Source organism: Pseudoalteromonas sp. NS-SX12, from assembly GCF_057367955.1.
Genome location: NZ_CM170634.1, coordinates 1,000,880 through 1,015,588 on the forward strand (window position 1 = coordinate 1,000,880; position 14,709 = coordinate 1,015,588).

Annotated in this window: 9 protein-coding genes; 5 read left to right on the forward strand and 4 right to left on the reverse strand. The window is 41.9% G+C overall.

The window, feature by feature from the left end; all coding sequences use genetic code 11:
* The first annotated feature begins 185 nt into the window (after positions 1 to 185).
* The gene (locus tag AC2IOM_RS04830) at positions 186 to 1,883 is read left to right on the forward strand and encodes an alkaline phosphatase D family protein (protein ID WP_486359272.1); all 1,698 of its coding nucleotides are present in this window, start codon (positions 186 to 188) and stop codon (positions 1,881 to 1,883) included.
* Between the two features lie 59 nt (positions 1,884 to 1,942).
* Here the strand turns inward: AC2IOM_RS04830 and glmS are convergent, their stop codons facing one another.
* Entirely contained in the window at positions 1,943 to 3,766 is a 1,824-nt protein-coding gene (gene glmS / locus AC2IOM_RS04835) for a glutamine--fructose-6-phosphate transaminase (isomerizing) (RefSeq protein ID WP_486359273.1), read from the reverse strand.
* A gap of 74 nt (positions 3,767 to 3,840) precedes the next feature.
* A complete protein-coding gene (locus AC2IOM_RS04840) occupies positions 3,841 to 4,605 on the reverse strand; it encodes a DeoR/GlpR family DNA-binding transcription regulator (protein ID WP_486359274.1) in 765 nt (254 codons plus the stop codon).
* 146 nt (positions 4,606 to 4,751) lie between these two features.
* Here AC2IOM_RS04840 and AC2IOM_RS04845 point away from each other — a divergent pair, with 146 nt between their 5' ends.
* Both AC2IOM_RS04845 and AC2IOM_RS04850 read left to right on the forward strand, forming a co-directional pair.
* A complete protein-coding gene (locus AC2IOM_RS04845) occupies positions 4,752 to 5,666 on the forward strand; it encodes an aspartyl protease family protein (protein ID WP_100914393.1) in 915 nt (304 codons plus the stop codon).
* A gap of 85 nt (positions 5,667 to 5,751) precedes the next feature.
* Complete coding sequence (locus AC2IOM_RS04850; RefSeq protein WP_486359275.1) at positions 5,752 to 6,435, forward strand: hypothetical protein; 684 nt, start codon at positions 5,752 to 5,754, stop codon at positions 6,433 to 6,435.
* 23 nt (positions 6,436 to 6,458) lie between these two features.
* On the opposite strand, the gene glmU is transcribed toward AC2IOM_RS04850, so the two are convergent.
* The gene (gene glmU, locus AC2IOM_RS04855; protein ID WP_486359276.1) at positions 6,459 to 7,820 is read right to left on the reverse strand and encodes a bifunctional UDP-N-acetylglucosamine diphosphorylase/glucosamine-1-phosphate N-acetyltransferase GlmU; all 1,362 of its coding nucleotides are present in this window, start codon (positions 7,818 to 7,820) and stop codon (positions 6,459 to 6,461) included.
* Positions 7,821 to 8,184: 364 nt separating this feature from the next.
* Here glmU and AC2IOM_RS04860 point away from each other — a divergent pair, with 364 nt between their 5' ends.
* Complete coding sequence (locus AC2IOM_RS04860) at positions 8,185 to 10,431, forward strand: TonB-dependent receptor domain-containing protein (RefSeq protein WP_486359277.1); 2,247 nt, start codon at positions 8,185 to 8,187, stop codon at positions 10,429 to 10,431.
* A 41-nt stretch (positions 10,432 to 10,472) separates the two neighbouring features.
* On the opposite strand, the gene AC2IOM_RS04865 is transcribed toward AC2IOM_RS04860, so the two are convergent.
* Entirely contained in the window at positions 10,473 to 11,285 is an 813-nt protein-coding gene (locus tag AC2IOM_RS04865; protein ID WP_010561420.1) for a class I SAM-dependent methyltransferase, read from the reverse strand.
* Between the two features lie 220 nt (positions 11,286 to 11,505).
* Between AC2IOM_RS04865 and AC2IOM_RS04870 the strand changes: the two genes are divergently transcribed.
* The gene (locus tag AC2IOM_RS04870; protein WP_486359278.1) at positions 11,506 to 14,694 is read left to right on the forward strand and encodes an amidohydrolase family protein; all 3,189 of its coding nucleotides are present in this window, start codon (positions 11,506 to 11,508) and stop codon (positions 14,692 to 14,694) included.
* Positions 14,695 to 14,709: the final 15 nt, after the last annotated feature.

The following is a 14,709-nucleotide window of genomic DNA, read 5'->3' on the forward strand; positions in this document are numbered from 1 at the left end:
AATAGCTTGTTAAAAACGCAAAATACAGTGCGGCTGCAAAGTTACGGCAGCCACATGTTTATTGTCATTTTCTTGCCGCAAATGTGACACTTAACTGTAGTCAGTTCTCAATATCGGAACGGTATATTTTCTCAAGGGACTATTACGCATCGGATGCGCCAATTCACAACTGAGAAAATATAACAATGAAAAGAGTAATTCTATTAAGCTTATTGCTGCCTAACGCACTATTTGCTGCACCCGAAGTTCACTATCAAGAATGTAAGACAACCTTTGACTATGCGCTGGCAAAATACCAAGGTACAACCGACAAAAATAATAGCGGTAGCCAGTGGTGTTATTTAAAATCACCGAAAGACGGTGAAAGTTGGGGCAATGTGCGCACTGAGTCTATTCCTGAGTTTAAAACCGTTTCAGGTAAAACGTGTTTAGCACCGTCTAGTTATCAAGGTGAAAAATTCTATGGCTGTACCACCCGCAATCATTCATCGCCATGGTGTTATGTTGCTGAAGGTGACTGGGAAGAATGTGACGCGCCAGCGCCTGAACCGCTGTTAACTCATACACAACCACAGCAAAGCAAACGTTTAGACAGAGTAGCATTAGGTAGCTGCTTTAAAACTAAAGGGGATATGCCAGCAGCATTAGCGCGTTTGATAGGTCATCAACCTGACCTATTTTTATGGTTAGGCGATAATATTTATGCCGATACCACTGATATGGCCTTAATGCGTCAGAAGTACGATGATAAAAAGCGTAACCCTGATTATCAGCAGTTTTTAAAGGCCAACATCCCAGTTATGGCAACATGGGATGATCATGATTTTGGGCGCAACAATGATGGTAAATATTATCAAAAACGTGCAGAGAGCCAGCAAGAATACTTACGTCACTTTGATGTTGAAGCATCGGATCCGAGACTTAATGGTCAAGCAGGTATTTACGAAGCTAAATTGCTCGGGCCAAGTGGTGAGCAAACTCATGTGATTACACTTGATGCACGATACTTCCGTTCACCCACTTTTAGTAACTATGGCACCTGCGAAGGTGATAACAGCACGATTTTGGGCGAACAACAATGGCAGTGGCTTGAAGCAGAGCTCAATAAACCGAGCGAAATTAAAATTATTGCCAGCGGTATTCAAGTATTACCTCCGCTACACAAAGGAAGAAGCTTAAATAGCTACTGTGCATATGGAAATGGCAACCAGTTTAATCAAGCGATTGCCAATTTAAATGAAGAAGCAATGTCTGGCACTAGTTACGAATCATGGGCAGAAATGCCCGCTCAGCGAGAAAAGTTGTTACGACTTGTGCAAAAGTCGGTAAATTCAGGCAAGACGAAAGCGGTTATTTTCTTATCAGGCGATCAGCATTGGGGTGAATTGTTACAAAAAGAGATACCGGCTAGTCCAGAATTTGGTGCACCCGTTACCGTATACGAAGTGACTGCATCAGGCTTTGGTCAAAATTGGCCGTATCATATTGAAAACCCGCTACGCTTGCCGATTTATGCCGATTCGCAAGGTAACGGTGACTATTCAAAACAATGTAAACTACCTTACAAATATGCGCTGGTTGAATACCATGGGTGTATTACACGTGATCACGATAAACCTTGGTGCTATACCGAAGTGGATGAGAACGGCAAAGGTATTGAAGGGGCGTGGGGTAACTGCGCACCAAGCGGCGCTGAAATTCCAACCGGTAAGGTTGGCGTTGTGAGTAGCAATATTAGTTCACTAACAACGGGTAATCGCCATTTGATTAATAAGTCGGGCAGCAACTACGGCATGCTTGATATCGATTGGCAAAAACGAGAAATAAAACTGTCAATTCAAACAGCCAAAGAAGAAGCCGTTTCTACGATAGTGACGTTTTAATACTGCTTAAAAGGGCAATAAAAAAGGCGCGAATGCGCCTTTTTTGAATGTAAAAATGCTTACTCAACCGTAACTGATTTTGCCAGGTTACGCGGTTGGTCAACGTCAGTACCTTTAATTACTGCTACGTAGTAAGACAGTAACTGCAGTGGGATGGTGTACACAATTGGTGCTAGTACATCGTCAACTTGATTGACGTTAATAACACGCATTGTGTCATCTGAGACAAACTCAGATGCTTTATCAGCGAATACATAAATAATACCGCCGCGTGCACGCACTTCTTCAACGTTTGATTTTAGCTTTTCCAGTAGCTCGTTATTTGGTGCAACAACAATGATTGGCATATCGGCATCAATCAGTGCCAATGGACCGTGTTTTAGCTCACCTGCTGCATACGCTTCTGCGTGAATATATGAAATTTCTTTAAGCTTAAGTGCACCTTCCATTGCGATAGGATATTGATCGCCACGACCTAAGAAAAGTGCGTGATGTTTATCTGCAAACTCTTCAGCTAAGTCTTCAATGCCTTCAGCAAGAGACAGTGACTCTTCAAGCTTGTTTGGTAACGTTTTAATAGCGTTAACAATTTCAGCATGCTCAAGGCCTTTTTCTTGGGCAATTGAAGCTACTAACATTAATAAACCAACAAGCTGAGTGGTAAAGGCTTTTGTTGATGCAACGCCAATTTCAGCACCCGCTTTGGTCATAAACGCAATATCTGATTCGCGCACTAGCGAGCTGCCAGGTACGTTACAAATAGTCATTGAGCTCATGTAACCTTGCTCTTTAGCTAAACGCAGGGCAGCTAAAGTGTCGGCTGTTTCACCTGATTGTGAAATGGTTACAAGTAAGCTGTTTTCATGAACAAACGATTTGCGATAGCGGAACTCAGAAGCAATTTCAACGTTACAGCTAACACCGGCATATTGCTCTAACCAGTAGCGTGCAACCATACCTGAGTGGTATGAGGTACCGCAGGCAATAATTTGCACATGCTTCACTTGTTTGAAAATAGCAGGTGCGCTATCGCCAAATGCGTCAACTGCAACTTTATCGCCATCAATACGCGCTTCTAGCGTATTGCGAACCGCAACAGGCTGCTCGTAGATTTCTTTGAGCATATAGTGACGGTACTCACCTTTGCCTGAGGCATCTTGGGTGATGTTAGATTCAACTACTTCGCGTTCAACAGCGTTGCCATCGATGTCGAAGATTTCAACTGAATCACGAGTAATACGGGCAACGTCGCCTTCTTCTAGAAAGATAAAGCTGCGTGTTACAGGTAGTAACGCTAATTGGTCAGAAGCAATAAAGTTTTCACCTAAGCCCAAGCCAATCACAAGTGGGCTACCAGAGCGAGCCACGATAATTTCATTTGGGTTTTCTTTATCAAAAACTACCGTGCCGTAAGCACCTTCAAACTCTTTTACCGCTGCTTGTACAGATGCAAGTAACGAATCATGACTTTGACGAAGCTGGTGGATTTTATGCACCATCACTTCGGTGTCGGTATCTGATAAAAACTCGTAGCCGTCACCGCGTAGTTGTGTGCGCAATTTATCGTGGTTTTCAATAATACCGTTATGTACAAGCGCAAGCTGTTGACTTGAAATGTGTGGGTGAGCGTTGGCTTCAGTCACGCCGCCATGGGTTGCCCAGCGAGTATGCGCAATTCCCGTTGTGCCTTTTACATCTGCATCGGTAAGTGCTGCATCGAGGTTGGCAACCTTACCTACTGCTTTTACAGTGTTAAGTGTTTTGTCGTTGTTGCCTAATGCTACACCTGCTGAGTCGTAGCCACGGTATTCAAGGCGCTTTAGGCCTTCAATTAAAATTCGGTTAACTGGGCGTTCTGCCACAGCGCCAACAATGCCACACATAATAATCTCCTTAAATTGCACGGTATGTGAGCGTTAAATGGGTTACAGGTTTGTTGTCGGAACCTGCAAATGCGTTATTTGGAGCAAATAACAGTAACCTGATGTTGTTCAATTGCCTGCTTAGTGTTGTCGTCTAAGCTATCATCCGTTACTAAATAATTTACTTGCTGCCACGGTATTTCTAAATTCGGTATTTTTTTACCAATCTTGTTCGATTCAACAAGCACAATTACTTCTCTTGCTGAATCAGCCATAACGCGACTCAAACCGATCAATTCATTGAATGTAGTAGTACCTCTATCAATATCAATGCCATCGGCACCAATAAACAGTTGATCGAAGTCGTAAGAGCGCACAACTTGCTCGGCAACTTGCCCTTGAAAAGATTCCGAGTGTGGATCCCAGGTGCCGCCAGGCATTAATAACGTTGGCTCATTTTCCAATGAAAGCAATCGGTTAGCTACGTTGATGGCGTTAGTCATAACGACTAAACCACGCTTGTGTGAAAGCTCAGGGATCATAGCTGCTGTGGTGCGACCGCTATCAATAATAATGCGGTTATGATCTTTAATCAGATCTGCTGCGGCTTTTGCTATTTGCATTTTGCGAATTGGATCAAGCTTTTCGTCGCTATTTGCAACGATCTCTTGCGGTAATGCCATTGCACCACCATAACGGCGCAGCAAGAGGCCGCTTTGTTCAAGTGCGGTAAGATCTTTTCGAATCGTAACTTCTGACGTTGCAAATTGTTCTGCGAGTTGTTCAACGCTCACTTCACCAAGTTCATTAACTTGCTGCAAAATAGTATGGCGTCTTTGTTGGGTGTTACGTTTCGTCATTTGCTTAATAAGTTTCGTTTCGAAAGTTATGATATTTTAATTGAAACTTAGTAGATCGCAAGCGCTTATTTTATGAGTCTGTTTTGCATCTAAATCCTGCTTGTGTGAAAATATTCAATGGAAGTAAAAAATTACAAGGAATCATAATGTTAAATGGATTTAAATCGATATTTCTCATCGCGTTATTATACTTATCTCCTAATGCACTTGCTGGTGCAACACAATGGATGGACTTTAAGTTAGAGCATGGCCATATCAAAGTGCCAGTAATTGTTGGTGGTGTTAAAGCACATGCTATCTTAGATACAGGTGCTAATGTAAACGCAATCAATGGACAGTTTGTTAGACATCATAATTTAGACCTAAACAAAGGTTCGAGTATTTATGTCAAAGGTGTTTTCGATACTGAAAAGCGTAAAACTTATAAAAATGTCCCGATCAACTTATTTGGCACCGATATTGAGTTAGACGATATGGTCGACTTTCAATTAGGCCCATCTGATGATGCTATTTTGCTTGGCTCTTCATTTTTTTCCCTTTTTATCGTTCAAATTGACTATCCCAACAATAAAATGCGTTTGCTAACGCGAGATACTTTTGACTTAAAAAAGCTAAAAAATATTGAAATGCATAATCAAAAGGGAACAGGTCTGCCTATCGTTAAAGTTAATTTCAATAAAAATGATTCTGCATGGCTGTTGTTAGATACCGGTAATACTGGCGGTATTATGGTTGAACGTAGCTATGCAAATAAGTTGGAATGGTTGGAAAGCTATCAGACAGAAACAGGTTTAGTTATTGGGGTAAATAAAATAAAAGGAACTGAAAGCTTTCGCATTGATTCACTGAAATTTGGACCTTATACCCTTGAAAATGTGTTGGTGACAGTTCCAGCAGAAGGAGAGCGAAGTAATTTGGAAAGTCGCTATGAGGTGAGTACAGGTTCTCGTTTGAGAGGAAGAAGAGTTAGAGGTTTGCTTGGGTACGACATTTTAAAGCATTTTGTTTTGACGATAGATTATAAAACAGGGTCTGCACATATTAGTTTACCAGAAGAATAGTCTGAAATATCAGATAGCTGAACATTGTAGTTATACAGTGATTTATTTATAGTGCGTAAAGCGTTAATAAAAACAACAAGATGCTATGAAGGAAAAAAAGCAATCCAACCTTCACTTTTCGCAAGATAAGGTGAATCTATTTTTGGCGCTATGCGCCATTATTATTTCAGCAGCCTCATTTTATGCCACTTTTTTACAAGCCAATGCGGCAGAAAAGCAGGTAAAAGCGGCAACTTGGCCTTGGATGCAGTTCGTTTCTGGTAATGCGAATATGGAAAAACGCAGCCAAGAGATTACCTTTACCTTAAAAAACTCTGGCGCAGGGCCTGCTCTTGTTAAATATTTGAAGTATACCTACCAAGGTAAAGAGTATTACGATGTTTATGACTTTATCACTGCATGTTGTTTTGACATTAAAGCCTATGAAACGGCGCTGCAAGAACTGCAAAAAAAGTCCCCGAAGGTCAATTTCTTTAGAGAATTTGGCTGGATCACCACCTCGTTTGCGCAAAACGCACTTGTGCCACCGGGAGGCTCAATTAGTCTTTTAGCGCTTGAAAAAACCAAGTACAACGAGAAATTTTGGCAGATTCTTGATAAAAAACGCTTTAAAGTAAAAGCTGAGGTGTGTTACTGCTCCATACTCGAAAACTGTTACATCAGTAATGGCAAAGGTGATACCCAAGAAGTTGAAGTGTGTCCAGCAATTGTTGAATCAAAACCAATTGTAAAAACCACACCCGTAGAAACAAAAAAAGCCGCAAATTAGCGGCTTTTTTAATATTATTGCTCTTAGCCTTTCTTTACAGGGCGCTGCCAACCATCAATGTTGCGTTGTTTGGCGCGTGATACCGCTAGCTGCTGATCCGCAACATTGGCTGTAACTACTGAGCCTGCGCCAATAGTGGCTGTTTGACCAATTTCAACAGGTGCCACAAGCGAGCTGTTTGAACCAATAAACGCGTTATCGCCAATAATGGTTTTAGATTTGTTTACACCGTCGTAGTTGCAAGTAATAGTGCCAGCGCCAATATTCACTTTTTCGCCTACTTCGGTATCGCCTAGATAAGTTAGATGATTCGCTTTAGAGCCTTTACCTAAGCGGGTCTTTTTCATTTCGACAAAGTTACCAATGTGCGAGTCTTCTTCCATAATGGCACCTGGACGAAGGCGTGCAAATGGGCCAAGTGTACATTTAGCAGCAACTTTTGCCTCTTCAACAATAGAGTTAGCTTTAATCACCACGCCATCGCCAATTTCGCAGTCTTTTAGCACGCAGTTCGGGCCAATAACAACATCGTCACCAAGTACTACTTTGCCTTCAAATACTACGTTAACATCAATTTGTACGTCTTGACCTGTGGTGACTTCACCGCGTACATCAATACGCGCAGGGTCAGCTAAACTTGCGCCATTTAGCATTAAATCTTCAGCTTGCCACGCTTGATAAGCGCGCTCTAATGCAGCTAGTTGCACGCGATTATTAGCACCTTCCACTTCCATTAAATCGCTTGGTTGGGCAGAGGTAATTTCAACGCCATCAGCGTGTGCCATAGCAACAATATCCGTTAGGTAATATTCGCCTTGTGCATTGTTATTTGATAAGCGACCGAGCCAATCACGTAACAAACCGCCGTTAACTGCCATAATGCCTGAGTTGATTTCAGTGATTTTTAGTTGCTCTGGGTTGGCATCTTTTTGCTCAACAATACCCACAATATTGCCATCTTTACGCTCAATGCGGCCATAGCCCGACGGATCATCTAAGTTGACGGTTAAAATAGCGAGGCCTTTACTTGGTGTTACATCAAGCAGTGCTTCTAATGTTGATTTTTTAGTAAGTGGTACGTCGCCGTATAGGATTAATACGGTATCGTCATTCGCGATATGCTCTTTTGCCTGTGCCACCGCGTGGCCAGTACCAAGTTGCTCTGCTTGTAATACCCAGTTCACATCGTTATGCGCTAGGTGCTCTTTTAATAACTCGCCGCCATGACCGTAGACTAAGTTAGTGGTGTTAGCGCCAAGCGATAATGCATTATCAATAACGTGTTGCACCATAGGCTTATTGGCAACAGGGTGCAGTACTTTCGGCAGTTTTGAACGCATACGAGTGCCTTTACCCGCAGCGAGAATAACAGTGGTTAATGCCATTAAATTAATTTCCTTTTTTCACATCGATAACAATCCAACATGGTTAGCGTTAAATAAACCCACTCCCTGTGCCGATTAAACTCACGTTTTAAGATGAGTACCTAAATCATACTGAATTGTAAAAACGGCGGATATTTTAACCTGCATTGCAATTAGTTAAAACAGTGTAAGCGTAATAATAAAACTCAGTATAAAATCGTATTATTGTCTTAATTTCACCATTTCTTTTTTAATTAAATACTTATTAATCGTTTGTTAAATACTGATTTTAAATGCTTTTTTAGTAATTTTAGATGTTGAAAGCCTAGAGCAGATACTTTAACCTTAATGCGAGTGCGAATAATTATCGTTAAGGAAAATGTAAATGAACTTCTCTCGTACGCTAGTTTCAACAGCCATTATTTTAGGCTTATCTACCACAGCGTTTAATGCACAATCCCAAAATAACAATGAAAAATCAGCAGGTGAGCAAGATATTGAAACGATTTCAGTATTTGGTCACAAGCTAACAGTTGCAAAGCATGATGCCGCTGCATCAATCTCACAAGTTAACGACGAACACATTAAGCGTAACCAAGAAGCTGAACTAAGCAATATCTTGAAAGAGTTACCGGGTGTTGATATGGCTGGCAGTGTAACGCCACTTTCAGGTCAACCAGCGATTCGTGGTTTATATGGCGAACGTATTTTTGTATCAATTGATAATGTGAAACGCAAAACAGAATCAGATGGCGGCAGCAATATTGCAACTATTAATAGCTTAGGTATAGACCCAGCCCAATTAAAGCAAGTTCAGGTACTGCGTGGCGCAGATTCGTTAACTGTAGGTTCTGGCGCAGTAGGTGGTAGTATTCGTTTGGTCACTAAAGATGCAAGCGATTACTTAAATGGTGAAGAAGGTTTTGGCGCTCGCGCTCAGGTAATGCACCAATCTGTGTCTGACTCGAATAGTTTTAGCGGTTCTTTATTTGCATTAACTGCGCACACAGACACGGTTTTACATGCCTCTTATGTTGAATTTTCAGATATTGATGTTGTACCAAGCGACGATAAAGGCGACGAAGTTGGCGAGTTAGCCAAATTGGAAAAAATCAGTAACGACTCAGCTAGAACCAACGCAACAATTAAAAACACGTGGTATTTCGCACCAGATCATAGCTTACAAACTAAATTAGATTGGAGTGAAACCGAATCGCTTAATCAGCCTTATGGGCAGCGTTTAGATTTAGCGCTGCGTTATCCTACATTGTCTGAAGACTATAAAAATGACTACATTGAATTAATGAGTAGTTATACCTATCAGCCAACCTCACCGCTTATCGATTTAGATGTGCAGGCGGTGTTCTCAAAGAAAAGTTACGATGAAGTAACCATGGGGTACATTGTAAATCGTGGTAATAAAATAGCGTTCGATAAATTAAGCGATGGCAGCAACACACGCACAGGCTTAAGGATTGCTAACTTATCTGAATTTGAAGGCGTGATTAATCACAAATTAGCGCTTGAGTTCAATTTTGAATACGAAGAATTTGAACAAAATGAGCTTGAAGAAGGTGTCAGCTCGACGTTTTACGGTAAAAGTGATTCAACTAATTTCTCATTTGCAGCAATTGACCAAGCCAGCTTTTTAAACGATACATTACTGACCACAGCAGGCTTGCGCTATGATGTCTTTGATCGCAGTAGTAACACATTTGATGATTACGATAATAGCGATAGCGGCGAGTTATCCAGTGAATTAGGCGTAACTTATAAAGCGACTGATTTCCTTAATTTTTATGCAAAATATGCAGAGGCATTCCGCGCACCTTCGGTACAAGAGCTGTATAAAAAAGATGAGTGGCGCTGCCACATTGGCGGCAAGATTTGCTATCAAGAACCGCAGCCTGATCTAAAGCCAGAGCTTTCAGAAAATATTGAAGTGGGCTTTGGCTTAGATTGGTCTAACGTTGCTTTTGCCGATGTGTTCACTGTTAAAGCTATGTATTTTAATAACGATATCGAAAACTTTATCGATAACGTACCGTTTATGTATTACGTCGACGAAAATGGCAATAAGCAGCTGGGTTCACCGGGCCCTAACCCTAGCAATGGTGTGCCGGTTGCCACGCACCGTGATTACAGTGCGAAAAATATTGGCAAACTTGAAAGCAGCGGTGTTGAATTAGAACTGCATTACTCGCTTAGTAAATTTGATGCGTATTTAGGGTATTCTACAATTGAAATGGATGCGTACGGCGTACCTAACTTCTTTTTAGGTACCATTGAAAATGACAAACAAGCCTACACAGAAGCGCCTGCAGATAAATTAACGCTTAATCTAAATTACCAAGTGCTTGATAGCCTTAATGTGGGTGTGCAGATGCTTGCATATGCTGAACAAAAACGCTTGCCAGAAGCCTATTTAGACCGAGGCTGGGGCACAGATTCATACCAACTTTATAATTTAAATGCGAGCTATCAAGGCGAAGGTGTGCTTTCAGGGCTAGGCGTTGTTGTGGGGGTGGATAATATTACCAACGAACGCTATTTACGTGCACCAGCGAGTAATGCAACAGATGCAGGTGAACTAGGGCGTAACTATAAAATTACGTTAAGTTATCAATTCTAATATAAAAAAGCAGGCACACAGTGCCTGCTTTACTTGTCTGTTTATAGCTTAGGTTTTACAAACTTAAGCGTGAAACGGTTACTTTCACCAATAGCTAGGTACTTGGCTTTGTCTTTATCACCTAGTGCAAGTGTTGGTGGTAATGTCCATACGCCTTTTTCGTACTGCGCTTGATCAAGCGGATTGGCATTCACGCCCGAACTGGCAACCAATTTAAAGCCCGCTTTTTTAGCAGCCGCTTCAACTACACTTTGTTTAATGTAACCCGATTGGCGAAAGGCTTCGGTGTCTAGGTTTTCAGGTAATTTGTGATCGACGACACCTAAAACACCGCCAGGTTTAAGCGCTTTAAATGCAGCATCAAGTGTTGATTGCATCATCTCGTCGCTAGTCATATAAAAATTATGTAAGTTTCGGAAAGTTAGCACCATGTCGGCACTGCCAGCAGGGGCCATTTCTGGGCTAAATTTAGGGTGAAATTCGGTGATTTCAGTTTTACTGAGTGCCGGTGTGTTTTTAATTTTTGCCTGATACTTTGGTAAATGTTTATTGAAGTAACCAATATCTGTACCTGACGGAAAATGCGCTGCAACAAACTTACCTTTTTCAGCCACCATAGGCGCAATAATTTCGGTGTACCAACCGCCGCCTGGCCAAATTTCTACCACATTCATATCTTTGCTTAAACCAAAGAAATTTAGCGTTTGTTGTGGGTTACGAAATTCATCACGTGCTTTATTTTTATCGCTGCGCACTTCACTTTTTACTGTGTCTTGTAGCGTTGTTGCATGAGCGACCGTGATAGATGCGGTCGCAATTGCTGCACTAATCGCTAGGTTAAGTAAGGTTTTCATGTTTAGTCCCTAAAGGTAAATTATCGGTACAAGCTAAACATAAAACTGTTGATTGTTTAAGCATTTTACGTTGTAACTTGTTGCAAAATATTTCTATTTAGCCAATTGCTAAATTTTTAATCGATTTTTTAGGTGGTTTTAACTCAAGCAAACTAGCTAATTAATCACGATTTTGTTTCAATTCGTTACAGAATAAACGTGACAACTAGAAGACTCCGAGATGAAGCAAATATTGAAGACCTCACTTGCGATGGCAGTGAGCTTAGCGTTGTGCTCACAGGCAGGCGCAGAAGAAGCGAAAAAAGAAGAGAAAAAAGAGTGGCAAGTTGAAGCGCCACAAGGTGAATTTTTAGATGCCAACATCAAAGTGCAACAAGGTACTTGGATGAACGTAGATGTAAGCCCAGATGGAAAAACACTGGCGTTTGATCTACTTGGTGATATTTACACAATGCCAATTTCAGGCGGTAAAGCAACTAAGCTAACGTCAGATATTCCTTGGCAAATGCAGCCGCGTTTTAGCCCAGATGGCAAAAAAGTCGCGTTTACGTCAGACCAAGGAGGCGGCGACAATATTTGGTTAATGAACATTGATGGTTCAAACCAAGTTGCGGTAACCAACGAAACATTTCGTTTATTAAATAGCCCTGTATGGAGCCCTGATGGTGACTTTATTGCTGCGCGCAAACACTTTACGGGCACACGTTCACTTGGCGCTGGTGAAGTATGGCTTTACCACAAAGCAGGCGGCAAAGGTGTACAGCTAACTAAGCGTGCAAATGACCAAAAAGATTTAGGTGAACCAGCATTTTCACCTGATGGTCGCTATGTTTATTTCTCACAAGACGCGACACCAGGTAAAACGTTCCACTACTCAAAAGATTCAGTTGCGGGCATTTATAAAATTAAACGCTACGACCGTGAAACTGGTGAAATTGAAACCATTATTGAAGGCATGGGTGGCGCAATTCGCCCAACACCATCACCTGATGGCAAAAAGCTTGCTTATGTAAAACGTGACGATTTCCAATCAAGCCTTTATGTATATGACTTTGCTACGGGTGAACACACAAAGCTATATGGTGCGCTTGAGCGTGATATGCAGGAAACATGGGCAATTCACGGTGTTTATACGACCATCGCTTGGACCCCTGACAATGAAGAGCTGATCTTCTGGGCGGGCGGTAAACTTCACAAGCTGGATGTTGAAAGCAAGAAAGTAAGCGACATTCCATTTGAAGTGGAAACTAGCAAAAAGCTACAAACGGCATTACGTGTTGCACAAAATCTTGATACCAAAGAATTTGACGTAAAAATGCTGCGCAATGTGCAAGTTTCACCAGATGGTGAAACTGCGATTTTTGAAGCTATGGGTCATATCTATAAGCGTGATTTAGAGTCGGGCAAAGTAAGACGCCTAACTAAACAAAGCGACCACTTTGAGTTCTTCCCGTCGTTTTCTCGCGATGGTAAGAAGATAGTGTACGTTACTTGGGATGATAACGAGCAGGGCACTATTCGTGTGGTGTCAGCACGTTCAGGTCGCGGCAAGGACATTGTTGAAACTAAAGGTAAATACGTTGAACCAACCTTTAGTCCAAATGGCGATACTGTGGTGTACCGCAAAATTAAAGGCGGTGCGATTCTAGATCCAAGTTACTCGGTAAAACCGGGTATCTATGCTGTAAGCAGCCGTGGCGGTGACGAAGAATTTATTACCAAGCATGGTATTCAACCGCAATTTGGTGCTGAGAACGACCGTATTTATGTAATGCAAGCATGGCCAAAACCATCGCTTTCTGTGGTTGAACTAGCCAGCAAAAAAGAGCGCAAACTATACGAAGCAAAACACGCGACTGAATTCCGTGTATCGCCGGATGGCAAGTACTTAGCGTTTGCTGAGCGTTTTAAAGTATTTGTAACGCCATTTGTGGAGCGCGGCAAAACCATTAATATCGGTCCGAAAGATAGTCAGTTCCCAGTGGAGCAGCTATCAGTTCGCGCTGGTGAAAACATTAGTTGGAATACGTCAGCTGATAAACTTTACTGGTCGCTAGGTCCTGAGCTTTACCATGCTGACTTAAACGGTGTGTTTGATATTGCCAAAGATGAGTCAAAGTCGTTTAAAGTTGAAAACGGCCAAAACATTGGCTTTAAACAAAAAATGGATGCACCAAAAGGTGTAATTGCACTGACTGGCGCACGTATCATTACCATGAAAGGTGATGAGGTAATTGAAAATGGCGTTATCGTAACGGACGGTAAGCACATTAAAGCGGTTGGCACTGTGGCAGATGTGAACGTACCAAGTGATGCATTAATTATTGAGATGAACGGCAAAACCATTATGCCGGGTCTTGTTGATGCACACGCGCACGGTTCGCAAGGTTCAAATGAAATTATTCCTCAGCAAAACTGGGAAAACCTAGCAGGCTTGGCATTTGGTGTAACGACAATTCACGATCCATCAAATGACACAACTGAAGTATTCGCAGCCAGCGAAATGCAAAAAGCCGGTAAAATTGTCGCGCCGCGCATTTTCTCAACTGGTACGATTTTATATGGTGCGAACATGCCTGGTTACACTAGTCATGTTGATAGCCTAGACGATGCGAAATTCCATATTGAGCGTCTACAAAAAGTGGGTGCGATTAGTGTTAAATCGTACAACCAGCCTCGTCGTAATCAGCGTCAACAAGTTGTGCAAGCTGCACGTGAACTGGGCATGATGGTAGTGCCAGAAGGCGGCTCATTACTGCAGCATAACTTAACCATGGTGGTGGATGGCCACACGGGTGTTGAGCACTCACTACCAGTGGCGAATATTTATGATGATATTAAGCAGCTGTGGAGCCAAACTAAAGTAGGTTATACACCAACGTTAGGTGTTGCCTATGGTGGTATTTGGGGTGAAAACTACTGGTACGATAAAACAGATGTGTGGTCGCACCCAATTCTGTCGAAATACGTACCTAAGAACAAGCTACTACCGCGCTCAATGCGCCGCGTTAAGGCGCCTGATCATCATTATAATCACGTAAATAACGCCCGTGTTTCGAAAGAATTACAAGACTTAGATGTACTAGTAAACATTGGTGCTCACGGTCAACGTGAAGGCTTAGCGGCACACTGGGAAATGTGGATGTTCGCGCAAGGTGGCATGGCACCACTTGAAGTGATCCGCACTGCAACCATCGACCCTGCAACGCACTTTGGTTTAGATAAACACATTGGTTCACTTGAAGTAGGTAAGCTTGCTGACTTAATGGTGATCGATGGCAACCCGTTAGAAAATATTCGCGATACCGATAAAGTAACGCACACTATGATTAACGGTCGTTTATTCGATACTGCAACGATGAATGAAGTAGGTAAGAAAAAACGCGAAAAGCTGTATTTTGAAAAATAAGCTTTACGTAATCTG